Origin of the sequence: Sinorhizobium sp. KGO-5, from assembly GCF_036245905.1 — a bacterium.
Lineage (GTDB): Bacteria > Pseudomonadota > Alphaproteobacteria > Rhizobiales > Rhizobiaceae > Sinorhizobium > Sinorhizobium meliloti_A.
Genome location: NZ_BDIZ01000002.1, coordinates 61,303 through 85,131 on the forward strand (window position 1 = coordinate 61,303; position 23,829 = coordinate 85,131).

Consider the following 23,829-nt stretch of genomic DNA (forward strand, 5'->3'; position numbering starts at 1 on the left):
TAGCGCAATGCGATATTTGCGCTCCAATAGCAAATTGGCCGCTGCGGTTCTTCGCTCTCCTATAGAGAACGATATATATCCAGCGACACCCTGTAGTGGCAAACTTTACGCGTCTCATCGATAAGTAGGGGAGAGGCGTTCATGCCCGAAATGCCAAGCGAAGTGCCGTCGAAGAGCGACGATGATCGGCGGGAATTTCTAAAAAATTGCGGTCGTTTCGCTATTGTGACACCTCCGACCGTAACGATGCTGCTTTCAACCAGCCTGACGTCAAATGCAATCGCCAAGTCTGGCGGCGGGGGCGGCGGCGGGAAAGTTAAAGGCAACAACGGCTGGGGCAACGGCCCAGATCCAACGAACCCGGGCAGCTCCCATGGCGGTGGCGTTTCACAGGGCGGTCCCGGCGCGGGCAATTCGCAAAGCGGCACCAAGACCGGCGGAGCTCGTTAGTCCAGTCAGCCTAGCTGATCGAAGAAGAACGTTGCTGTTCAAGCTCGCGCTTCGCCATCAACGCTACGCCCTCGATCAGCATCCGTGATGTTGCGGAGCGCTCAGTATCTGCACGGCGTTTCTGCAGTTCCTCGACCTTTTTCATTTCTGAGGTGAGGTCATCACGGAAGGCGTCGATCCAAGCAGAACCTTCATCTCCTTTCGCTGCGGCGACTTCGACTATCAAGCGCTGGAGCATCATGAAGGTGGCTTGGACCGTGGCGCGCATTTCCGAGTCTGTCATTCCGGTCTCCTCTTGTGGGATTGCTCTCAAGCAAAAATACAACCTGAAGTCCAGTAAAAATGCTGTCATGACCGTGTGCGGTGGCCGAGAACGGCAAATGCAAAACCGAGTCACCCAGTCCCGAAATAACTCCCGAACTGATCTTCTGGACATGCCGCAAAGCGTTGTGTATCAGGGCTTGCAGCAAATTAGCCCTCTCTCCTGGGGGCAAAAGCTCGTGTTTAGAACACGTCGCTCTGACCAATTCCGGGCGGCAAGGTTCGGCACGCTTCGTTCAAGGGGGTACGGGAGGACAATGCGACGGTGTTCGAGCTGTCGTCGCTCAATTCCTAAACCGACCCCTAGCTGCGATGTCGCAGGGAGCGCTAGGCGAGATCGTCCGCGTGACGAACCGCCAGATTGAACAGTATGAGGTGGGACCCGCGCGCGTCAGCGCACGCCGGCTGCTCCTAATAGCAGATGCGTTGCAAGTGCCCGCCACCTATTTTTTAAACGACAGATATGAACTCTACGAGAAGAGTCATCCGGGCCCGTCAGCACTCAATAGAAACCTCTTCAAGCTCCAGCCCGCCAACAAAATGTACGGTGGCATAGCGAGCGAATAGTGCCCGCAGTTCAGTTCCAGAACACTTGGGCTGGCTCCGGCGTCCTTCAGCCTCTGAAGGAAGCGTCTCGATTGATCGGGAAGCACCACCTGATCCCTCGTGGCAATCACGATCTGAAGCTGGAGATCGGGCCGCGCTAGACTCTGCGCATAATTCTCCAAGTTCAGCGGAGCCCAAGCCGTTCGCAGATCAGGGAGCCCAATCACAGGCTCAAGGCTCTTCTGTATCGAGCGGGTCGCGCGTCCCGACCAAACCATGTCAGCGAGACTACCCGCCGTCAAAAACAATGAGGCCTTTGACACGGCTGGCTCATGCGCCGCGATCAATCCCGCAACCCAGGATCCAAGACTCATGCCGAGAACCGAAACCTCACGGTAGCCCTCGCCCTTCAACCAGCGAATGAGCTTGCGCCCATCCAATACCGCCTGCCTCACAGACTGGATCGTTCGGCCGAGGTTGGAGCTGAGCATGTAATCGGCATAGAGCGAGCCGGGGCGGCTGCGCTCGAAGTGATAAGGCATTGCAATCTCGACCACAGTGATTCCGCGCAGTGAGAAGAACTTCGCCATCTGACGATTTCGGCTGCTGGCATTCCAATGATGGAAAATCACCAAGGCCCGATCGTGCGAGACGCTTTCGGTAATTTTTGCCCAAACGACGTTGTTCTCTTCGACGTCGTTTGAAATGTCCGAAGGAAACTGGAGCCACTCGTCGCGCCTCTCAAAGATCTGATCTCGTCCGACCGGACCCTCATAAAAGCTCGGATCGGAGAGGGCCTGGCCCGCAAGAGCACAAAACTCGTCGATGGTGTCTGTTCTCGGCCCGCCCGGGAAGGCGCGGCCGGCGTCGAGGACGCAAGCCGTTACCTTCTTCGCTGCTTCGCCGCGCTGCGCCCGTCGCTCGTCCCAACGATCAAGCCATTCATGAAACACTCTGGTTGGCTCCTATCTCGCTCTCGCGCCATCGCCCGAACTCCGGATCAAAGAGGCCGTATGTCGCTACCAGCACGCAAACGCTCAGGAGGATCGAGAAGCCCTCGAAAACGTCGATCAAAAGGTAGCTCGTAAAGAGCAGGCCCACCACGGCAGACATTCTCTAAAGAGGCACGCGAAACCGCTTTGCGCCGCCCAAGCGGATTGAGCCGTATAGAAAAACGATCAAGGTCGAAATCGCGACAAGGAGACTGCTGTAATGCGTGGGCATTCTATAGGTGAGGGTATTTGCAGCGCCGTGATGCTCATAAAGGGCTGAAGCTAAATCGTGGGCCATCCAGGCCACGATATCTTCGCCGGTCGAGGCGAGGTAGGCGCTTTGTACCTTCATGCATATTGCTACAAGAACACCGAGGACGGTGCACCGGAAGATCCCCCGCATGACCCTGAGACCGATTTCGCCACTCTCGCGCCGATATTCTGCCGGCCGCGTCGCTGCTGCCTCTTCGATCTTCCATAGATCGTGGATGATCGTATGAAGCAGAATGAGGCCTGCGAAAAAAAGATAGAAGCAAAGGCACATGTAAAGATATGCGAGCGCCGTAAACCCGATCTCTGCCGGCACGGATATGACGTCAGGCTGCACAATTGCGATCGTGCCCCAACTCGGCGCATAGTCATCTCCGCCTTCTAGTAGCGGGATCAAACACACGCCGATCCATTGAAACAGACCCGCGAACAGCACGCAGATCAAGAAGACCGCCCAATAGGTGTAGGAATACGCTTCAACGTTGCGCGTCCACGCATTGTCGCTCTCCAGCCGGGCGACCTGCGTTAAGAGCTTCAGCCGCGCATCCTGTTTCCAAAACACCAGCAGCTCGATCACGATCGCGAAGAACAGCGGCAAGAGCACCATGAAGAGGAACGTCCAGTTCGGAGCCCAGAGAAAGCCGACTTCCTTCACGACACCATCAGGCCGGCCATAGGTGGCGCTGTGGATCCCCAGGATATACGACAAGAACCCGAGAGCGGAAGCACCTGCGAATATCGACGCGGGCAGGTTCAAGGGCGATCCGTGGCTAAACAACGCCTCCGATTTTCTTGCCAAGCTGAAGCCGTGTCTTCGCCGGGTGACTTCAATGCCCTGGGCCGCATAGACAACCGATGTCGTCTCACTGTTGGCCTCGGCCAATGCAAAATCCGGAACCCCCAGAAAATGCTTGTTTCCCTCTTTCTTTGAAACTCGCCTCTTCGCGGTTAGTCGTGATTGCGCGGCGCTAAGCTCGGTCTGCCATGCGCTCGTCGCATCCGGATCATCGCAGCCAAAGACCCGAGCCAGCCAACGAATATTGGAGGGGCTAATCCCCTTGTCGTTTTCTTGAAACCAGAGCTGGACCGTCCGCAAATCAACGCCGACGCGGTTGGAATCGATCTGTGAAATCGCCTCTGTCAGAAGCTCGGGCGTCCAAGGGCCTTGCGGAAAGCCGTCACTTCCTAATGGCCGGCCTGCTCCCGCAGCTGCTAACTGCTGGAACAGCTCCTTGAAGTCGCTCCCGTTCCTTGGGGGGTGCGACAAAAATCTTTCCGTTCTTCTCCAATGGCTTAAAGGCCCAGATTTCGTTTCGTTTCGTATCCTATCGTGCCTTCAGCTTCAATCAATGGTCTTAACGCCCGCAACTGCAACTTGATCGGTGAGGCATTCCACCATGCTATTGTTGTCGTCATCCAGTTCGGGTTCATACCGTGGTACCGGCTCCATTTCTCCGCGCTCGAGCTCGGCTCTGAGTGCGTCAGCTTCTGAGAGTACGACGGAAACTGCGGTTTCCCTTGGTGACTTGATTGATCGGCATATCGCGGCTCGTCTGGCGACCGCAAATGCCGTTCGTGCCTGGGAACAATGCAAGGCGGGAGAGATTACGAGCATTGCCTATCCAAATAGACTGTTGGATGTTGCACGAGACGAAGAAGCTGCCCGACTGGCGATCGTTAATTACAGGCCGCGCGATTTCGCGGGAATCAAGACTGAAGCTGACCTATTTAGCGGCATACCTGATTGCGACACGGGGGACCCTGAACGCCAACGAAATGAATTCCGTCTTGGAAGCTCCTCGCGATTGGCCATCGGCATCGGCTTCTTGAGGCCGGCGCGCTTCCGCCGCTTTCTAGATAGACGAGAGCCTTTGCGTTCAGGAGGCGCTTTTCGATTTTGGCCGCAGCGCCGGGAATAGCGCCGCCGGCACTGATCAGCTGTACAAATCTTGCAAGGCTGTCTTTCGGCAACCGCCGGGCGATCACGCGGGGGTACTGAGAGGATCACTCTCAGTCCCGCCCGAAAATGCAAACATCTGCGGATCTTAGTAAGGGTATTTCCTCTGGCGCTGAGCTCACCGAAAGTCACATGCGGAGCGGGAAGTCCGTGGGTTCAGCGAGTTCCCATCAGACGAGATCGGCACGCGTTGGAGATGCTGTCGAAAATGAAAACGACTATCAAAATCAAAAGCACCATGTAGGCGACATTCTCCCAGTCCGAGTTGGTGCGCATTGCCTCCCATAGTTTCAACCCAATCCCACCTGCACCCACTGCTCCAATGATTGTTGCCGAGCGCGTGTTCGATTCCCAAAAGTACAAGGATTGGCTGGCGAATACCGGGAGCACCTGCGGAAGCACGCCGAAACGCTGCACGGCTAATGCCGGCGCCCCCACGGACTTGACGCCTTCCCGCTGCTTCTCGTCGATGTTCTCGAGTGCCTCGGAATAAAGTTTACCGAAGGTCCCGGTGTCAGTGAAGAAGATGGCCGAGATCCCCGCAAGCGGGCCAGGGCCGAACGCTCGAGTGAAGAACAGCGCCCATATGAGCATATCCACGGAACGAAGGAAGTCGAAGATCCGCTTCGTCACCTGGTTCAGCAGACCGCTCCGGGTGATGTTGCGGGCGGCGAGGAAGCACAGCGGAAACGCCAGCAGCGAGGCAAACAGCGTACCCACGAAGGCCATCACAACCGTCTGGAGAAGCTTCGTCCACACGTCAAGGTGCTGCCATTCGGCATTGTACAGGAAGTTGCTCCACGCAAGCGAGAGGTTCGACCGTGAGGGGTCTACCCTTTCACCGCTCGTTACCAACGCCAGAACCTCGCGCGCGCCCTTGCCGAAGAATGGGGAATTGGTGTCGAAGATGAAGTTCGCCCATCCGAAGAAGCGCCTGCGGATGCTGACTTCGTCGCCATCGATTTCGGCCCAGCCTTTGGTGCCGAACGAGAGGGTGATTTTCTCACCCGCCCTCTTTTGAACCGCCCAGTTGGGCAACGTGCCTTCCGGGGTAGTCGTGCCGCGGCCATCGACCGCAGCGACGAGCGTTTCGCCGGCGTGGACGACACGCACCTGCTTGTTGGCGACCACGATGTTCGTGCCTCCGCCGAGGGAAACGGCGGCGCGGATGACCACTTCCTCCGAAAGGGAACCGGAAGGCTGCGCTGGTTCCGCAATTGAGGCAGCCCCCTCGTCCTTGACAGCGGGCGCGACCATGAAGCTGATAGACGACGACGTTTTTGGCTGCCTGATTTGCGCTTCCGAGCGCGGCGCGTCCCGTTGAATAACGTCGTGTTGAAGCTCCACCCACGCCGGGGATGGGTTTGCGCCCAGTGGCGAAAACCGTCCATAATCGATCGTCATGGTGCCGTCCGGCTCGACCTCGAGTTCAGGCCTGACCTCGTACGAAACCCAGTCTGCGAGGTAGCTGCCGGCGATTGACCAGTTGGCGCCGCGCAGAACGTCGCCGATCGAGAACATCCACCAGCACGAGATCAGATAAAGCGCCGCGGCTGACCAGATCACGAGACGACGAAGGCGGTTGCCGTTCGATTTCTCCAGAACATCCTTATGGCGCTCGGCGATTGCTTCCATTTCCTGCGGATGCATTTTGTTCATCGAAGGGTCCTCAGGAGACGCTGTTGAAGGCCTGCTCGCCGACGAGGCGGCGTCGCAGCCATGCGGAAAACTGGTCGACGGCAAAGATTGTCGTAAAGAGCAGCAGGACGATTGCGAGTGTCTTGGCTTCGTGGCCCTGTCCGATCGACAGGCGGAGAAGCTCGCCGATTCCTCCGCCGCCGACGGCTCCGATGATCGTTGATGCGCGAACGTTGATTTCGAGCCGGAGCAGGAAGTAGCTCATGAAGTTCGGCATGACTTGAGGAACGAAACCGAACCAAACACGTTCGATCCAGTTGGCCCCGGCGGCACGCAGCCCTTCCTCCGGCTTCATGTCAGCGTTCTCGACCACCTCGAAGAACATCTTTCCCAGAGCGCCAACGGTGTGAACCGACACGGCGATAATGGCGGGCACGGGCCCGAGCGAAAGGATTGCGAGAAAGAAGCCCGCAATGACCACTTCCGGGAATGCGCGGAGCACCTCCATGAAACGGCGCACCGGCCAGCGGATCCAGCGGTTCGGCATCACGTTCTTCGCTGCAAGGAAACTCAGCACGAAACCGAACGCGAGCCCGATCATAGTCGACAGAACGGCGATGTTGATCGTCTCAAGCATCTTGTGAAAATACTCGGGTATGTAGAGATTTTCCGTCAGATAGAGGCGGCCGTCGGGGTAGTTGAACTTAAAGCTGCCGTCGTCGTAGGGCGATGGCAGGTCGAACAGCGCTCGCACGATCTCCATCGCGTCCCGTGGAAGCAGGTCCTCGATGAAGTCGAAGAAAAAAGGCAGGCGATCGAAGAACTTGCCCGCGTTCGTCTCGTTGGCGAACCAGAGCGATGCGGACAGAGCGACGAAAAGAAGCGCCAGCCCGAGCACGGTGTAGATGCGACGCCGCGCGTTAAGTTCCTGCCAGTGGCGCTCGACGAGCCTGCCGCTCTCGCCGAGTGAAACATTGCTGATCGAGGAAGCCATGGAAGCTCCGAACTGGAGGCCTGGGATGTCGGGGGGATGCACCAGCCGGAGCGAGGTCGCTCCAGGCTGGCTTGGAACGGCTTGTGATTAGCCGCCGATGGTTGCCTTGCGGGCGTCGATGATCGGCTTGTAGAACTCCTCGTTGACTTCGGTGTAGCCGGTGAAGTCACCGCCCTGAATGGCGGAGAAGCATGCCGGGTCCGTCTTCGGCAGGTCGACCATGAACTGCTTGAACTTGGCCTTCACGTCGTCGCTGAGCGACGTGCGGACGACGATTGGGCCGTTCGGGATGAGCGGTGAGCGCCACAGCTCGACGAGATCGTCCATGTCCAGGATGCCCTTGTCGACCATCTTGCGCAGGTTGCCCGAGCTGTAGCCGTCCTTGAACTCGCCGACGCCAGAACCCCACGTCGTGCCAGCGGCGAAGGTGCCCTTTACGACTTCGAGGACGAGGTTCTCGTGACCGCCTCCGAAACCGGTTTCGCTGAAATATTCCTTGACCGGACCGCCGATGGATTCCGGCAAAGTGACGAGCGGGACAAGGTAGCCAGAAGCGGAATCAGGGTCGGCAAAGCCGAGCTTCTTCCCTTTCATGTCCTCGAGCTTCGTCATCCCCGAATCCTTGCGGGCAACCATGATCGAATGATAACCAGTAGAGCCGTCGGTCTGGACGGTCGTCAGGATCGGCTCAACCGCATCCGCCTTGGCGAGGTAGACTTTTGCGTAGGCGGAAGCGCCAAGTTCGGCATAGTCGAGCGTGCCGCCGAGCAGGCCCTGAACGACACCGTCGTAATCGGCGGCCGGGAAGAAGGAGACCTTTTCAACGCCGATCGCAGCCGGAAGCTTTTCGCTCAGGCACTGGAAGTTGCGCAGGCGGTCGGCTTCGTTCTCGCCGCCGAGAATCCCGACGCGGAATTCCTTGAGGTCTTCGGCAGCGGCGTGGCCGACGAGGGCGAGGAGGGCGACAGCGCCCAAAAGAGCATTCTTCAGCATGAAATTCTCCCGTTCTCCGGCCGCGCCGGATGATGTTCAGGTCTACGAATTGCCCTTCACGCGGGCGGTCGATCCGGCGGGCGTCAGACGCCCGCCAATGCCAATGCTTTCGAGCTGGCGGATTTCATCGGACTGCCATGATCTGACGTGGCGGCCGCGCCATCTATGCTCGTAGAGGTCATGGTCTCGTCGATCTCACTGCCATCGGCAGCCGAACCGTAGATCGTACGGACTGCCGCGCTGGTCAGATCGTCCGGCCGTCCGTCAAACACGACTTTCCCCGCGGCCATGCCGATGATGCGTTCGCAGTAGCTGCGTGCGGTGTCGAGCGTGTGCAGGTTGGTGATAACGGTAATGCCCTCGCGTTCATTGATGTCGCGCAGAGCGTCCATCACGATCTTTGCATTCAGCGGGTCGAGCGAGGCGATCGGTTCGTCGGCGAGCAGCATCTTCGGCTGCTGCATCAGTGCGCGGGCGATCGCGACGCGCTGCTGCTGTCCTCCCGAGAGGGTGCCGGCAGGCTGCAGCGCGGTTTGCTCGATGCCAAGACGCTCCAAAGCCGAGATCGCCATGATCCGCTCCTCACGCGTGAACACGTTGAGAATGCTGAGCGCCGTGGATCGATGATTGAGGCGGCCGAGAAGGACGTTCGTCAGGACGTCGAGGCGCGGCACGAGGTTGAATTGCTGAAAGATCATGGCGCAATCACGCTGCCACGAACGCAGCGCTGATCCCCGCAATGCCGAGACCTTCTGCCCTGCAAAATCGATGGTGCCCTCGCTTGGATCGACGAGGCGGTTGATCATACGGAGCAGGGTCGATTTGCCTGCGCCCGATCGGCCGATGACGCCGATCATCTGCCCCTGCGGGATTGTTATGTCGACGGAGTTGACCGCCGCGTGCTTGCCGAAACGGCGTGTCACGGATTTGAGTGTGAGCATCCTTGTCCCCATCATGCCTGACGTGGACGGCTCTCTAGGCTGTGCGCATGACCGCGCAATGTCAGTTTTGTGTAATTTTCGTTAAACCGAATTTCACAGCAACTGCGCGCTGAGGTCGAGTGAGTGCACTTCAACGATGCGTTCAGAAGCGCCCGAGCTCGATTTCGTACCGCTGTCCAGTTCTATCTCCACGACGTCTGTATCCGGCAGCGGAATGCTCGCAGCGCCTCACTGCCGAGTCGATGCGATTGGCTGAATATTCTTCCTTATCGCTTCTCGCCAATCGATCGTCGTCGGGCGATCCGGATCGGTCGTCTTGACCTTGCTGTGGCTGCCGTCTTTGCGTTAGCGACTGGCAGGGCTTTGCCGCCCGCTCGCCTGTATGATGCGGCCTTGACAAGCAGTTCCCAGAGCATTCTCCAAAGGGGCGAGAAAACTCTTCCAGTACGCACAGGAAGCGCGATCGCAGGTTACGATTGCGACCACACAGGCGGCGAGCGATTTACCAATCAGCTGGTAGCGGCCTGCGCGTCTCATTCAAAATTACCGGGAGAGAGCTCGCGCTCGCCATTTCCTCCGGGCCCGGTGAGCGATTCCACGGCTGCAAAGGCCCCAAAAACTGCCGGGTCTCGTATGTGAAACAAATCTGTCACAAAACTGTTATGCCCAGGGGCTAAAGGGGTGGCGACGCCGAAGCGTCAATCCGAATTCCAGGGAGAAAATCCATGAAGAAGTATCTAGGAAGCTGCGCGCTCGTCGCGATCATGCTGAGCACCTCTGGCGTCGCTGTCGCTCGCGATCAGATCAAGATTGTTGGCTCCTCGACCGTGTTCCCCTATACGCAGGCGGTTGCTGAAGAGTTTGCCAATAAAACTGGAACAACTGCACCGGTCGTTGAATCCACGGGCACCGGGGGTGGTTTCAAGGCCTTCTGCGGCGGCGTGGGCGAAGGCTTCGCTGACATCACCGGCGCTTCGCGCGCAATCAAGGATTCAGAGGTGAAGCTCTGCGCAGACAATGGCGTCGACGACATCACCGAAGCAATGATCGGCTATGACGGTCTTTCGATCGCGATTTCGCGTGCGAACGAGGCCGACTGGAACCTGACCGAAGAACAGATCTTCAAGGCGCTCGCCGCGGAACTGCCGGACGGCAAGGGCGGTTTCGTCGCGAACCCGAACAAGAAGTGGTCGGATATCGACGCCTCGCTTCCGGATGCCAACATCGTCGCCTTTGGACCGCCGCCGACCTCCGGCACGCGTGATGCCTTTGTCGAGCTGGTCATGCACGACGGCTGCAAGAACCTTCCCGGCATGGCCGACCTCAAGAAGGCTGACGAGGACAAGTGGACCGAAGTCTGCTCGCGCATGCGTCAGGACGGCCCCTTCGTGGAAGCTGGCGAAAACGACAACCTCATCGTTCAGCGTCTCGAGTCGGACCCGAACGCCGTCGGTATCTTCGGCTACTCGTTCCTCTACGAGAACTCCGACAAGCTGAAGGACGTCAAAATCAACGGCGTCGAAGTGACATTCGACACGATCGCCGACGGTTCGTATCCGGTAGCCCGCCCGCTGTTCGTCTACATCAAGAACGCACACCGCGACGTCATTCCGGGCATGAAGGAGTTCCTGGAAGAGTTCGTTTCCGACAGCGCGCTGGGCCCGGACGGCTACCTCGCCGAACGCGGCCTGACCCCGCTTGCCGATGACAAGCGCATGGAAGTCCAGAAGGCTGTGTCCGAGGCGAAGAAGCTCGGTTCGTAACTTCAGGCATTGGGGCTGGCTGCCGCATATGGTAGGCAGCCCCGTCTTTTGTTCTGGGGGCTATAATGTCCGGATATTTGTTGGCTGCATTGGCGCTCGCCGCGCTTGTCATGACTTTCGTCGGCTCTGCGCGTGCTAGAGCGACGCAGAACGGAGCTTCTGAAAAGACGCATTCCCGACCGATCTACCACGGCCTGAATGCGGCGATCTGGACCGGGGTACCGGCCTTCATTTTTCTGCTGTTGTGGCTCGCAGGGCAGAACAGCGTGATCGACCAGCTCGTTATCGCCACCTTTCCGGGCTCGGAGAGCCTCGATGGGACCGCCCGCTCGCTTGTGATGAGCGAAGTGCGGCAGGTCGCGGCAGGAAACGTCTTCAAGGAGCCGACCCCTCAGATCCAGGCCGCTGTCGAGCATTTGAAATCGCTTCAGCATCTCTCCTCGATTGCTATGGTGGCCGTCGTGGCGGCCGCGATGGCGATCGGCGCGTTCCTAGGCTATCGGGTGATCGGCAATCGTTTCCGGGCGCGCCACAGTGTGGAGCGCTCTGTCACCTATTTCATGATGTTCTCATCGCTGGTCGCCATCGTTACAACGCTTGGCATCATCGCTTCGCTTGTCTTCGAAGCCATGCAATTCTTTTCCAAGGTGCCTATTACTGAGTTCCTGTTCGGAATGCGCTGGGAGCCTCAGATTGCAATTCGTGCCGACCAGGTGGCAGGGCAGGGCGCGTTCGGTGTCATCCCTGTGCTTTGGGGCACCTTCGTGATCGCGCTGATCTCGATGATCGTGGCGGTCCCCACCGGCATCCTCTCTGCGATCTATCTCACGGAGTACTCGGACAGGCGGTTCCGCGCGGTCGTCAAGCCACTGCTCGAAATCCTCGCCGGCGTTCCGACCGTAGTCTACGGCTTCTTCGCGGTACTCACGGTCGCCCCGGCAGTTCGGAGTCTTGGACTTAGCCTTGGCATCGTGTCTTCGCCAAACAGCGCGCTCGCTGCCGGAGCAGTGATGGGCGTCATGATCATCCCCTTCATTTCCTCGCTTTCCGACGACGCTCTGGCCTCTGTGCCGAGGGCCATGCGGGACGGTTCGTTTGCCCTTGGCGCTACCAAGGGCGAAACCATCCGGAAGGTGCTGCTTCCGGCGGCGCTGCCCGGCATCGTCGGCGGCGTTCTGCTCGCGCTCAGCCGGGCGGTCGGCGAGACGATGATCGTCGTCATGGCGGCGGGCCTGATAGCGAAAATGACCCTCAACCCGTTCGATGCGGTAACGACGGTAACTGTGCAGATCGTCACGCTTCTCATCGGCGACTCCGAGTTCGATAACCCGAAGACGCTGGCTGCGTTCGCGCTGGGTCTGATCCTTTTCATCGTGACCCTGATCTTGAATCTCATCGCGTTGCACACCGTGCGGAAGTACCGGGAGAAATATTGATGTCCAGCGCCGCATTTACAGAGGTCATGCCGAAATCAGGCGTCGACTGGCACTCTGAGGAGATGAAGGCACGTCGCAAAGCCCGGTACGCGGCCGACAGACGGCTCCAGATCTACGGTATCGTCGCGATCACCTTCGCACTGGGCTTTCTGGCGATCCTGGTCGGTTCCCTGACCTTCACCGGGCACAAGGCGTTCACCCAGACCGTCGCGACTGTCGAAATCGACCTGTCACAGGCAAAGATTGACCCAGCGAACATCGGCGACGCCGACTGGCGCGGCATCGTCCGTGGGGCGCTCCGCAAGCAGATGCCGGGGCTCTCGCGAAGCGACGAACGAAAGTTCTTCGAGTTGTTCACCTCTTCGGGCCAGTTCCTGGTGCGCGACGCCGTCGTCGCCGATCCGAGCCGGCTGAACCGAGTGAGCCGCTTCGCCATTCCGATGGCCGACCCGGTCGATCAGCTTGCGAAGGGCGAAATCAGCAGGGACGTGCCCGAAAGCCAGCGCCGGATCAACGACAAACAGATCGGCATGTACGACCAGCTTGTCGAGAAGGGCGTCATCTCGACGCCGTTTAACTGGGGTCTTTTCTTCAACGCAGACAGCCGTTTCCCTGAGCTCGCCGGCCTGGCCGGAGCGATCTCGGGCTCCTTCTGGTCGCTGCTGGTATGCTTCGCAATCAGCTTCCCCATCGGAATCGCCGCCGCGATCTACCTGGAGGAGTTCGCGCCGAAGAACAGGGTGACCGACCTCATCGAAGTGAACATCAACAACCTGGCCGCCGTGCCCTCAGTGGTGTTCGGTCTTCTCGGTTTGGCCGTGTTCTTGGGCTGGATGGGCCTGCCGCGTTCGGCGCCGCTGGTCGGCGGTCTCGTCCTCGCCCTGATGACTCTGCCGACCCTCATCATCGTCACCCGGGTGTCGCTGAAGTCCGTTCCGTCGTCCATCCGCGAAGCGGCGCTCGGGATCGGCGCCTCGAAACACGAGGCAATCTTCCACCATATCCTGCCGCTCGCCATGCCCACCGTGATGACCGGGAGCATCATCTCGTTGGCACGCGCTCTCGGTGAAACAGCGCCGCTGCTTCTGATCGGCATGAACGCCTTCATCACCAGCCCGCCCGACGGCGTGTTTGCCGCCTCGACCGCGCTACCGACGCAGATCTACATCTGGGCGGACAGCCCGGAGCGCGGATTTGTGTCCCGGACTTCCGCTGCGATCCTCGTCTTGCTGGCATTTCTCGTGCTGATGAACGGTATCGCGATATTCCTCAGACAGCGCTTCGAGCGCCGGTGGTAGGAGAGATAAAGATGAACATCATGTCGGAAGCAGCAGTCGAAAAGGCGTTGGAACAGAAGATGAGTGACGCACAGTTCAAGATGGTCGGCAAGGACGTGTCCGTCTATTACGGCGAAAAGCGCGCCCTGTTCGACGTGAACCTCAATGTCCGCAAGAACACGGTCACGGCGCTGATCGGACCTTCGGGCTGCGGCAAGTCGACCTTCCTGCGCACCTTGAACCGTATGAACGACACGATCGAGAACTGCCGCGTAACCGGCCAAATCACACTTGACCAGGCCGATGTCTACGATCCGTCAATCGATGTCGTCGAGCTGCGAGCGCGCGTCGGCATGGTATTCCAGAAGCCGAACCCGTTCCCAAAGTCCATCTACGAGAATATCGCCTACGGGCCTCGCATTCACGGTCTTGCCCGCTCCAAGGCCGATTTCGACGAGGTGGTCGAGAACAGTCTGCAGAAGGCCGGCCTGTGGAACGAAGTGAAGGATCGGCTGCAAGAGCCGGGCACCGGACTTTCCGGCGGCCAGCAGCAGCGCCTCTGCATCGCCCGTGCCATCGCCGTCGGCCCGGAGGTGATCCTGATGGACGAACCGTGCTCGGCACTAGACCCGATCGCAACCGCCAAGGTCGAGGAACTCATCCACGAACTGCGCGCGAACTTCACGATTGTTATCGTCACGCATTCAATGCAGCAGGCCGCACGCGTCTCGCAGCGCACCGCCATGTTCCATCTCGGCAATCTCGTCGAGGAGAACGATACCGACAAGATGTTCACCAATCCGGATGATCAGCGCACCCAGGACTACATTATGGGCCGCTTCGGCTGACCGACCGACCATCCGAACAGAGCATCTCCTTCGAGGAATCGAACATGACCCACGCACACATCATGACAGCCTTCGACGAGGAGCTGAAATACCTCTCTCGCCGCATCTCGGAAATGGGCGGTCTCGCCGAGCAGATGGTCGCCGAATCGGTCCGCGCTCTGGTGAACTCCGATCTCGCGCTGGCCCAGAAGGTCATCTCCGACGACGTGATACTTGACGATGCCGAGCGCCAGATCGGCGAGAAGGCGATCGTCACCATCGCCAAGCGGCAGCCGATGGCCTCTGACCTGCGCGAAATTATGGGGTCGATCCGTATCGCCGCCGACCTGGAGCGGGTCGGCGATCTCGGTAAGAACAATGCTAAACGTGTGATCGCTGTTGCCGGCTCCGGCATCCCGCGCAAACTCGCGCGCGGGCTCGAGCATCTGGCCGAGCTGGCTTTGGTGCAGCTCAAGGAAGTTCTGGACGTCTACGCCTCGCGCTCGCCGGAAAAGGCAAACAGCATCCGCGAGCGGGATGAGGAGATCGACGCGATCTACACGTCGCTTTTCCGTGAACTGCTCACTTACATGATGGAAGACCCGCGTAACATCACGCCCTGCACGCATCTTCTGTTCTGTGCCAAGAACATTGAGCGCATTGGTGATCATGCAACGAACATCGCCGAGACGATCTACTACATGACCACCGGTTCGCAGCTCGAGGGCGAACGCCCGAAGGACGATACGACGACTTCGGTGGGAGCCTCAGGAGCTTAGTGCTTCCAGGCCCGGCGAGATCGAGCATCACGGAGTTTTGGCTGAATGCTACCCAGAATCGCTGTTGTTGAAGACGAGGAAGCGCTGAGCATCCTCCTGCGCTACAATCTCGAAGCGGAGGGATTTGACGTCGACACCATACTTCGCGGCGACGAAGCAGAAATCCGGCTTCAGGAGCGTCTACCTGATCTCTTGATCCTCGATTGGATGCTGCCCGGTGTTTCGGGAATCGAGCTTTGCCGCAGATTGCGTCAGAGACCGGAAACGGAGCGTCTGCCGATCATCATGTTGACGGCGCGGGGCGAAGAGAGTGAACGTGTGCGGGGACTGTCCACCGGCGCTGACGACTATGTCGTGAAGCCATTCTCGACTCCGGAATTGATGGCCCGCGTCAAGGCGATGCTGCGGCGCGCGAAGCCTGAGGTTCTGTCGTCGGTATTGAAGGCCGGAGACATCGAACTCGACCGCGAGACTCATCGCGTCCATCGGCATAGCCGCGAGGTCCGGCTAGGGCCGACCGAATTCCGCCTACTGGAGTTCTTCATGGTTTCGCCGGGGCGCGTCTTTTCGAGAGCGCAACTTTTGGATGGCGTATGGGGGCACGACATCTATGTTGATGAGCGCACCGTCGATGTTCATGTGGGCCGTCTTCGGAAGGCTCTGAATTTTTCCAATATGCCAGATGTAATCCGGACAGTGCGGGGGGCTGGGTACTCGCTGGAAGCACAATAAGGGAGTGATAACTGAATGGGAGCGCGAATTGTTATCGTCGAGGATGACGAGCCGCTGCGTCTGATACTGGAACAGAACCTCCGCAAAGAAGGCCTGACAGTCGAGGGACTTTCGCGGGGCGACGAAGCCGAAGCCCGGATCGAAAAATCGCTTCCCGACATCCTGGTGCTTGACTGGACCTTGCCCGGCATTTCCGGCATTGACCTCTGCCGCCGCTTGAGGAGCCGCCCCGAAGCAATCTCGCTTCCGATCGTACTCTTGACCGACCTTGCGGACGAGGACGAGCGTATCGCCGGGCTCGCAGCGGGGGCAGATGACTGCCTCGTCAAGCCGTTCTCCACCATGGAGTTCGTCGTCCGGGTGAAGAACCTGCTTCGCCGCACCAACCCCGCCGTACTTGGCCACATGATCAAGGTCGGCGACCTGACGCTCGACCGGGCGTCGCATCGGGTCCACCGCCAGCAGCGCGAGGTGAGGCTCGGGCCGACAGAATTCAAACTCCTCGAATTTCTCATGCGGTCTCCGGGAAAGGTCTATTCCCGGTCAGAGCTGCGTGCGTCGCTCTGGGGCGACGACGCCACTGTCGATGAGCGGGTGATCGACGTTCATATCGGACGCCTTAGGAAGGGCATCGGGTTCGGCAAGGCTGACAATGTCATCCGCACAGTCCGAGGCGCCGGCTATGCACTGAGCGATTACTAGAGTGGCCGAAAATGCCGCAACGCTGCTATGGGCGACTTTCGGACACCGCCCGCGCCGAAGCGATCGGCAAAACTCCCTGCCTTCGGAGCGACCAGGCCGCCGAATAGCAGCGACAGCGACAGCAGACCGAATAGGGTCCCGTCGGATGGAAAAGTCCCGCGCCATTGCTGGCGCGAGAATGCTGAACGAATAGTGGAGCGTGCCGTAGGCGATGATTTGGGTCAGGGCGAGGCGCCCAGATCACACTCGCGGGCGCACGTTTTTCGCTCATTTGGCAGGTTCCATCTCGCGTGTCATCCCAGCCCCGCAGCCGCACCCGGCTTTGCCTTCCGACTTCACGCTCGCGTCCAGCACGCAGCAGGCGTCAACCTTTGCGGAAGGGCCTCCGCAGCAGGCCGACGTCTTGTCTCTGCTGCCGGGGAGGGTGACAGTGCACACCCCGGTTTCGGGTAGCACGAGTTGGACCTGCCGCGCAGCCACGTGATCGCCCGCAAGTTCCGCGACGACAGAGCGTACCTGCTCGTAGCCCGTGGCCATGAGGAACGTCGGTGCGCGCCCATACGACTTCGAACCGACGATAAAAAAATCGCGTTCGGGATGGGCAAGCTCCTCGACTCCATGAGGGGGCACAGTTCCGCAGGAGTGGAGGTTGGGATCGATCATCGGCGCAAGTCGGCGCGGTGACTCCACGACCACATCGACGTCGATACGCAGTTCGTTCAACATACTGAGGTCCGGACGAAAGCCTGTTGCGACGATGATGCGGTTGACGCGCAGGGTTTCGGGTTGGCCGCTCACCAATGCCTCGACGTTGAGGCTTTCACCTCCCGACTCGATGGATTCGACGGAGAAGGGTGCCAACAGCTTCAGGCGACCGCTTTCGATCGCGTCCTTGGCCGCCAAGCCGAGCGCCCCGCGGGCCGGCAGTTGGTCGTTTACGCCGCCTCCGAGCAGTTTGTCGATCTTGTTGCGCCTTAGCGCCCACAGGACGGAGGTCTTCGGGTGTTCCTTCTGAAGCTCAAGCAGCGACAGAACCGCATTTATCGCGGAGTGCCCGCTTCCGACCACCAATACGTTGCTGTCCGTATACAGCCTGCGTTCCCGCCCCAACACGTCCGGGATGCCGTAGCAGATCCGATCGCCCGCCAGGGATTCGCCTAGGACGGGCAACCCGTCCACGCCCATAGGATTCGGCCGGAGCCAAGTTCCGGAAGCGTCTAGTACCGCCCGCGCCGTAAGACGCCTTTCCGTGCCCGTGTCATCACGGTAGCGGATGATGAAAGGTGCCCGGTCGCGACCATCGTTGGCCACCTTGTCGAGGCCGAGGCGGGTGATGGAATGCACCGTCGCTCCGTACTTTATGTGCCGCGCCACCAGGCGTGCTAGCGGGATCAGATATTGCTGGACGATTTCCGATCCGGTCGGAAGGGTATCGGGGTCGGGCTGGATCCAGCCGCTTTCTTCGAGCAAGTGCAAAGCAGCTTTATCGAAGACGTATCGCCATGGCGAAAACACGCGAACATGGCCCCACTCGACAAGCGAGGAGCCAGGCCCCTTTCCGCGCTCGAATACGACCGGCTGCAACCCACGTTCGAGAAGATGGGCGGCTGCAGCGAGGCCGACGGGCCCCGCGCCGATCACTGCGACCGGAAGTTCGGAATAGTGGTACATGCGCGTATCCTTCGATCTTTCTAGTTTCTTCGAAATTATAGCGTAAAAAAAGGGATCAGGCCTCCGCAACATCCCTGCGTTCGCACGCTCCGTCGGCACAGCATTCGTCAGCGAGGTAGCCGATCAGCGAATTCATCGTCTTGTAGTTGGCCCGACAGATGAGCGTCGTCCCGTTTCGTTCCTGGGTCACCAGCTCGGCGTCGATCAGCTTGCGGCAATGGTGCGAAAGCGTGCTTGCAGGAATGTCGAGCTTCTGCTGCAGTCCACCGACGGGGAGGCCATCAACGCCTGCACGCACCAGCGCCCGATAAATGCGCAAACGCGTCGGATTGCCGAGAGATTCGAGTTGTGATGCTGCTATTTCCACGTTCATGGAAATATTAATAGCTATGCGCATCCACGGATGTCAATGAGTATTTCGATGATTTTCGAAGTATGCGTACCAGCGGTTAGAAGGAGACCACTCATTCCGTCTAAAATGGTTCGTATCGCAACCGCATACCTTGGCGTACTTCGCTGACTTCAGATGGAAGAACGGCGATTCCATCGGCGCGTGCCAGCGGGGACAGGCTTCCGGACGACCCCCTTCCAAGAATGTTTAGAACAGGTATGTCATGGTCATCGCGACCCACTACTGAGACGGGAACGAACTCCGTGCGGCCCTGCCGCTTGCAATAGGTGAACCCCGAGGTGGCGGGGAACCACAGAGGTTCGAACCAATCCAAGCCTGAAGTCGCCCGGATCGCGGGCATGGCAATCTGCCTCAGGGCGATGGCCGCCGCCATCGGATTTCCCGGCAGACCGATGAACATCGCCGCGCCTAGACGGCCGATAGTGACAGGTTTTCCTGGCCGCATCGCGACCTTGAGCACACCCAGGGAAGCGCCGCAGGCCACAAGCGCCGCCCGCACAAAGTCCGCGCCACCATGGGACATGCCTCCTGTAGAGACCACGACATCATGAGTCAGCGAGAGTTCGAACAGAGCCGCGCTGAGTTCGTCAAGGCGGTCCCTGACCGTTCCGGCGTCACTGACCTCGATCCACGGCAGGCTCAGCATCGATCGAGCCAGATATCTATTGGAGTCGTAGATCTGACCGTTATCGAGAGGTTCTCCCAGCTGCCTGAGCTCGGTTCCGTTGGTTACGAGCGCCACCCGGATTCGTCGCAGAACATCGACTCTGGCCATTCCAAGTGCAGCCAGCATGGCGGCCACATGAGTGCTTATCATAGCGCCACAATCCACGGCTCTTGATCCAGCCGCAAGATCCTCGCCCGCCACCCGGATGTTTTCGCCGGCTCGCGGGCGGTAGCTTGTTACCACCGAATTGCCCGAGCGCAGGCACCGTTCGGCAATGACGACCGCATCATAACCAGAAGGAACAGACGCCCCGGTGTAGATCGCCATAGCAGTGCCCGGTTTTGCCGCCACGCCCATTGTGTTGTCTCCGGCAACGAGACTGCGCACGACAGAAAGCGTCCACGGCCCAGCGCCGGTGAAATCGGCGCACCGCACCGCATAGCCATCCATCGCCGAGTGGTCGAATCTCGGAAGGTCGTATCCCGCGAACACTGGTCGGGCGAGGATTCGGCCCGAGGCGGAAAGGAGATCCACGCTTTCGCTCTCGGTCACAGGAATGGCGGCGCCGACTACGGTACGCACGGCCTCTTCAACTGACATTTGGTGTGCCGTCGCGCCGCAGTCCGCCGCAGGCGAACCCCACCTTTGCAGGTCGATGTTCATGTTGCGTCCTTGTTACCCCCGGGCGTTCATGGGCAGCCGGGTCGTCCACCCAATGTATGTTTCGTCATTGCGCCGAGAACGTCTTCAGGTAAGCGATGACGTTGGCGATCTCATCGGGCTTCTTCAGGCCGGGGAACGCCATCTTCGTGCCCTTGATATAAACCTTCGGATTGGCGAGATACTCGGATAGATGGGTGTCGTCCCAGTTCCAGCCTTCCTCCGCCTTGGCCTTGAAGGCGGAGGAGTAGTTGAACCCGTCGACGGCTGCGACCTTCCGGCCAATGATCCCGTTCAGTTCAGGACCTACCTTGTTTTTTGCTCCAGGCCCGACAGCATGGCAGGCGGCGCACTTCTTGAAAACGGCGGCACCCGCTTCGGCGTCGCCGTCGGCGAGCGCAGGGGATGCAAGGAGAAGACAGAGTGATGCGATTGCGAGAGATTTCTGCATTTCGGTTTCCGTATTGCTCAGGAGGGGGAGGGCGGTCCGGCCGCCCTCCAGCGAAGATCAGGCCGAGCGGTATTCCTTCGGCTTGAAGGACAGGTGGGCGACGTTCTTCGGCGCGTCCGAGATCTTGCGGATGTCACCCCATGTCTGCTTGTAGTTGGGAATTATCAGCTCGTTGGTCCCGGCATTCACGACGTTGCCCTGAACGCCTGTCGGGTATCCAAAAAGCATGAACGTCTCGCCACGCCGTGCGCTCGGGGTGGGATAGGCCATGGCCTGGGTCGCGCCCGCGTCATTGTAGACTTCGACCAGATCCCCCTGCTTGATGCCTTCCTCCGCCATGTCTTCCGGGTTCATCTCGATGAATGGATAGGGCCAACGGTCCATGACGAACTCGTTCTGCTGGTCGAGATAGGCCGACTGCCAGACCGTGTTGGCGCGTCCGTTGTTGATGAGGTACTTGTGCTTGTCCTTCTGCGCCTGCTTGCCTGGTGCCTGCAGACCCCGCCAGACGGCGTCCTTGAAGATCGCCTTGCCGTCTTCGGTGTTGAACTTGCCGTCGGCGTAAAGGCGTTTGGTGCCGATGATGCGCTCCGCGCCTCCGTCGGCAACGGGAGCGGCCGCTGCGTTCGCATCCGTCTGCTGGACCGGCTCCTTGCCCCGGGCACCTTCGATGGCCGGGCCGCCGACAACCATCCCTGGCTGCGCGCCAGTGGTGGTTCCACCCTGCGAGCTGCCCGCGGCCACGGGTTCATCCCCTACACCAACCGCCGGCTCCTGGAACCCGTTGTTGCCCATCGCGCGGAGACGGGCATATGTCACGTACTCGCCGCCTTTTTCGTGTTGATGGTACCCGTCCATGAAGGCGTCTTCTTCGGTCTTCCAGTCGAAGCCTTTGAACTTGTCGGCAGCGGCCGAGTCGCCCATCTCGCGGAGCACGCGCTCCATGTTGTTGGCGATTCGCGCGGCGATGATGCAATCGGGCATGGCTTGGCCGGGCGGGTCCATGTACCGCTCGGTCAGGCGCATGCGGCGCTCGCCGTTCATCGACGTAAGGTTCATCTCGCCCGAAGTGGCCGCGGGCAAGATCACGTGGCATGCCTGGCCGATTTTGGTGGGAATAATGTCTACGTTCACGGCGAACAGGCCGCCTTGGTTGATCCCATCGACGATCGCCCGGACCATTGCCTCGCGATCTCCATAGGGGGCGGCACTCATCGCGTCCTTCACTATGTCGGTGCGCTTCTTGTACACCCTCTTGAACTCGTGAGCGTTCAGGGTCGTTTTGTAGTGATCGCATCCCCAGATGTGATGCACACCGCCCTGGCCGGAGATCAGAAGCTGATCCACATAGGCCGCAGGCTTGCCGACGTGCGCGTCAGAAGGACGGGAGTAGCCTTCCTGATGGCCGCCGAGGCGGACGCATCCCCCACCTGGACGGCCGATGTTCCCGGTTGCGAGCGCGATGTTCACCAGAGCCGCGTTCGTGCGGTAATTGTCGTTGCCCCAGATCAGGCCCTTCTCGTAGGGGAGCATCGTGCGGCGGCGCTTGCCGTCGGCCTTCGGCTCGGCGATCCACTGTGCCGCCTTTTCGATGTCCGCTACTGAGACGCCGCAGATCTCGGAGGCCTGCTGCAACGTCATCTTGTTCGCTTTGACGGCAGCGTCGAATCCGCTTGTGCTGGCGTCGATGAACGCCTTGTCGATCCAGCCCTTCTCGACGATGTGCGTGAAGATCGCGTTGAACAGAGCAAGGTCAGTGCCAGAGTTGATCGCGAGATGCAGGACGTTTTCCAGGCCCGCATCGGCTTCGGCTGCGTTGATGGTCACTGTGCGTCGTGGATCGACGAACACGATGCGTGCTGGCGGATGCTCCTCACCTGGAAGCTGCTCGTTCTTCTTGTCCGCAGTCGATCCCCGCAGGTTTGGGACCCAGTGGTTGAGGAAATAGTTCGTCTGTGTCTCAAGGGGATTAGCACCGACGCAGAAGATCGTGTCCGCTAGTTCGGCATCCTCGTAACAGTTGTTAAGTTCGCCGACGCCCATGTCCCGGGTGGCGTGGACTTCGGAGTTGTAGGCAGGGCGGTTGTGGATACGGATATTCTTGACTTTCATCGCCTCGAAATAGAGCTTGCCCGTACCCCAGGTGTTCTCGTAGCCACCGCCCGCGCCGCCATGGTCGTAGGCCGAGACGTAGAGGGCATCCTCGCCCTTTTCCTTGACTATTGTCGCCGTCACGCGTGCCACTAGATCCAATGCGTCGTCCCAACTCGTCGGCTGCATCTGTCCGTATCTCCATACGAGGGGATCGGTCAGGCGCTGCTGCTGTGTATTGCGGGCCTCGGAGTAGCTCATCTCGGCCATACGCGCGCCGCGGACGGAGCCAAGGCCCGAATTGACCACGCACTCGTGGTCCGGCTTGATGACGATATGAACGTCCTGCCCATCTTGCTTGACGATGTTGTACATCGATGGCGAGTACCAGGCGTCGGTCTCCGCCTCTTGCTGCTTCGAGAGGTCGACGGCGAAGGCGTTGCGGTCGGGTTCGGTTCCTCCCTGCTTGTTCGCGGGCCATGTATAGGCGTGATAGCCGCAGCCAACGATGCAAAAGTGACAGGTGACGTTGTGATGCTTTGCATCTGCGGGAATGATCGGCAGACGGTCGATGTTACGTTTGTAGGCCATTGCCATCTCCCTCAGAGCACGTTGGACAGGCGGCCGTAGAGCAGTTCATCTACCCCCTCGGCAAAGATGTCGCCGTTGTCGGCGACACGCAGGACGTACTGCGGTAGGTTCTGGGTCGATTGTCCCCAGACCTGCTGTCCGCCCTTTTCGGGATCGAACACTGAATAGTGTCCGGGGCAGTTGAAGGTCCTCTGGTCCGCGGAATAGCTCAGAGGAAAACCCTTGTGCGGACAGATGGTCGAGAACCCGACGATATCGCCGTCAGGTCCGACGCCGCCTTCTACCCGTGTGCCGAGCTTCAGCAGGACGCCTGCCGCGTCTTCGTCTGGATAGGTGACATCGAGCGGCTCGTTCAGCGCGAGTTCCGAGACGTTGGCCAAGCGGTTCGACGGATAATCCACTCTGGCGGACGGCACGGCCGCCTGCGCCTGTGGCATTCCTGCTCCGGCGGCGGCAACCGTCGCGCTTGCGGCGGCAAGCGCGCTACCCCGCAGGAACTGCCTCCGGCCAATATCGACCATGTTTCGACAGCGTGACATTCAAGCCTCCCTTTTTCGGATGTTCACGTCATGAATTCGATTGCAAGTGACGTGCCATCCGGCGAAAGGCCCAAAATCTCGCGGTCCCCGCCGCCCTTTGCTGGGTCAGCAGCCGTGTGTCGTCCGGAA

Annotated in this window: 21 protein-coding genes and 2 pseudogenes; 9 read left to right on the forward strand and 14 right to left on the reverse strand. The window is 59.6% G+C overall.

Going from position 1 to position 23,829, the window contains the following annotated elements:
* Positions 1-141: 141 nt before the first annotated feature.
* Positions 142-450, forward strand: coding sequence for a hypothetical protein (locus tag BHD07_RS09490; RefSeq protein ID WP_338279479.1), 309 nt, complete (start codon positions 142-144; stop codon positions 448-450).
* Between the two features lie 10 nt (positions 451-460).
* Here the strand turns inward: BHD07_RS09490 and BHD07_RS09495 are convergent, their stop codons facing one another.
* Positions 461-733: a hypothetical protein gene (locus BHD07_RS09495; RefSeq protein WP_324765340.1), complete on the reverse strand. Its 273-nt coding sequence runs from the start codon at positions 731-733 to the stop codon at positions 461-463.
* A gap of 350 nt (positions 734-1,083) precedes the next feature.
* Here BHD07_RS09495 and BHD07_RS31855 point away from each other — a divergent pair, with 350 nt between their 5' ends.
* On the forward strand, positions 1,084-1,338 hold the full coding sequence (locus BHD07_RS31855; protein ID WP_445190478.1) for a helix-turn-helix domain-containing protein: 255 nt from the start codon (positions 1,084-1,086) through the stop codon (positions 1,336-1,338).
* Here BHD07_RS31855 and BHD07_RS09500 read toward each other — a convergent pair.
* The 6 genes and pseudogenes from BHD07_RS09500 to phnC all read right to left on the reverse strand — a co-directional run bounded on the left by BHD07_RS09500 (position 1,254) and on the right by phnC (position 9,102).
* On the reverse strand, positions 1,254-2,270 hold the full coding sequence (locus BHD07_RS09500) for an alpha/beta fold hydrolase (protein ID WP_338279483.1): 1,017 nt from the start codon (positions 2,268-2,270) through the stop codon (positions 1,254-1,256). The two genes, BHD07_RS31855 and BHD07_RS09500, sit on opposite strands and share 85 nt — an antisense overlap.
* Positions 2,260-3,868: pseudogene (locus BHD07_RS09505) on the reverse strand (RcgA family putative transporter). Before BHD07_RS09505 ends, BHD07_RS09500 begins: the two are co-directional and overlap by 11 nt.
* An 824-nt stretch (positions 3,869-4,692) precedes the next feature.
* A complete protein-coding gene (gene phnE, locus BHD07_RS09515; protein ID WP_338279485.1) occupies positions 4,693-6,195 on the reverse strand; it encodes a phosphonate ABC transporter, permease protein PhnE in 1,503 nt (500 codons plus the stop codon).
* A 10-nt stretch (positions 6,196-6,205) separates the two neighbouring features.
* On the reverse strand, positions 6,206-7,168 hold the full coding sequence (phnE, locus tag BHD07_RS09520; protein WP_338279487.1) for a phosphonate ABC transporter, permease protein PhnE: 963 nt from the start codon (positions 7,166-7,168) through the stop codon (positions 6,206-6,208).
* A gap of 87 nt (positions 7,169-7,255) precedes the next feature.
* The gene (gene phnD, locus BHD07_RS09525) at positions 7,256-8,161 is read right to left on the reverse strand and encodes a phosphonate ABC transporter substrate-binding protein (protein ID WP_338279489.1); all 906 of its coding nucleotides are present in this window, start codon (positions 8,159-8,161) and stop codon (positions 7,256-7,258) included.
* Positions 8,162-8,244: 83 nt separating this feature from the next.
* Positions 8,245-9,102 (reverse strand): phosphonate ABC transporter ATP-binding protein, encoded by an 858-nt coding sequence (phnC, locus tag BHD07_RS09530; RefSeq protein WP_338279491.1) that lies wholly within the window; start codon positions 9,100-9,102, stop codon positions 8,245-8,247.
* A 725-nt stretch (positions 9,103-9,827) separates the two neighbouring features.
* Here phnC and BHD07_RS09535 point away from each other — a divergent pair.
* The 7 genes from BHD07_RS09535 (at position 9,828) to BHD07_RS09565 (ending at position 16,618) form a co-directional block, all read left to right on the forward strand.
* A complete protein-coding gene (locus BHD07_RS09535; protein ID WP_338279493.1) occupies positions 9,828-10,865 on the forward strand; it encodes a PstS family phosphate ABC transporter substrate-binding protein in 1,038 nt (345 codons plus the stop codon).
* 65 nt (positions 10,866-10,930) lie between these two features.
* Positions 10,931-12,301, forward strand: a complete 1,371-nt coding sequence (pstC, locus tag BHD07_RS09540; protein ID WP_338279495.1) for a phosphate ABC transporter permease subunit PstC — start codon at positions 10,931-10,933, stop codon at positions 12,299-12,301.
* Complete coding sequence (pstA, locus tag BHD07_RS09545) at positions 12,301-13,599, forward strand: phosphate ABC transporter permease PstA (protein ID WP_338279497.1); 1,299 nt, start codon at positions 12,301-12,303, stop codon at positions 13,597-13,599. The genes pstC and pstA overlap by 1 nt, the downstream gene beginning before the upstream one ends.
* Positions 13,600-13,610: 11 nt before the next feature.
* On the forward strand, positions 13,611-14,426 hold the full coding sequence (pstB, locus tag BHD07_RS09550; protein WP_338279499.1) for a phosphate ABC transporter ATP-binding protein PstB: 816 nt from the start codon (positions 13,611-13,613) through the stop codon (positions 14,424-14,426).
* A gap of 44 nt (positions 14,427-14,470) precedes the next feature.
* Entirely contained in the window at positions 14,471-15,184 is a 714-nt protein-coding gene (phoU, locus tag BHD07_RS09555) for a phosphate signaling complex protein PhoU (RefSeq protein ID WP_338279501.1), read from the forward strand.
* 45 nt (positions 15,185-15,229) lie between these two features.
* Complete coding sequence (phoB, locus tag BHD07_RS09560; protein WP_338279502.1) at positions 15,230-15,916, forward strand: phosphate regulon transcriptional regulator PhoB; 687 nt, start codon at positions 15,230-15,232, stop codon at positions 15,914-15,916.
* Positions 15,917-15,931: 15 nt separating this feature from the next.
* On the forward strand, positions 15,932-16,618 hold the full coding sequence (locus tag BHD07_RS09565; protein WP_338279504.1) for a winged helix-turn-helix domain-containing protein: 687 nt from the start codon (positions 15,932-15,934) through the stop codon (positions 16,616-16,618).
* 41 nt (positions 16,619-16,659) lie between these two features.
* Here BHD07_RS09565 and BHD07_RS09570 read toward each other — a convergent pair.
* The 7 genes and pseudogenes from BHD07_RS09570 to BHD07_RS09600 form a co-directional block, all read right to left on the reverse strand.
* Positions 16,660-16,843, reverse strand: a pseudogene (locus BHD07_RS09570) (arsenite efflux MFS transporter ArsK); the annotation flags it as partial.
* A 42-nt stretch (positions 16,844-16,885) separates the two neighbouring features.
* Positions 16,886-18,289, reverse strand: a complete 1,404-nt coding sequence (locus BHD07_RS09575; RefSeq protein WP_338279506.1) for an FAD-dependent oxidoreductase — start codon at positions 18,287-18,289, stop codon at positions 16,886-16,888.
* Positions 18,290-18,344: 55 nt separating this feature from the next.
* A complete protein-coding gene (locus BHD07_RS09580) occupies positions 18,345-18,662 on the reverse strand; it encodes an ArsR/SmtB family transcription factor (protein ID WP_338279507.1) in 318 nt (105 codons plus the stop codon).
* A gap of 100 nt (positions 18,663-18,762) precedes the next feature.
* Positions 18,763-20,031, reverse strand: coding sequence for a molybdopterin molybdotransferase MoeA (locus BHD07_RS09585; protein ID WP_338279509.1), 1,269 nt, complete (start codon positions 20,029-20,031; stop codon positions 18,763-18,765).
* A gap of 64 nt (positions 20,032-20,095) precedes the next feature.
* Positions 20,096-20,479, reverse strand: a complete 384-nt coding sequence (locus BHD07_RS09590) for a c-type cytochrome (RefSeq protein ID WP_338279511.1) — start codon at positions 20,477-20,479, stop codon at positions 20,096-20,098.
* Between the two features lie 57 nt (positions 20,480-20,536).
* On the reverse strand, positions 20,537-23,161 hold the full coding sequence (locus BHD07_RS09595) for an arsenate reductase (azurin) large subunit (RefSeq protein ID WP_338279514.1): 2,625 nt from the start codon (positions 23,159-23,161) through the stop codon (positions 20,537-20,539).
* An 11-nt stretch (positions 23,162-23,172) separates the two neighbouring features.
* Positions 23,173-23,700, reverse strand: a complete 528-nt coding sequence (locus tag BHD07_RS09600; RefSeq protein WP_338279515.1) for an arsenate reductase (azurin) small subunit — start codon at positions 23,698-23,700, stop codon at positions 23,173-23,175.
* Positions 23,701-23,829 lie beyond the last annotated feature (129 nt).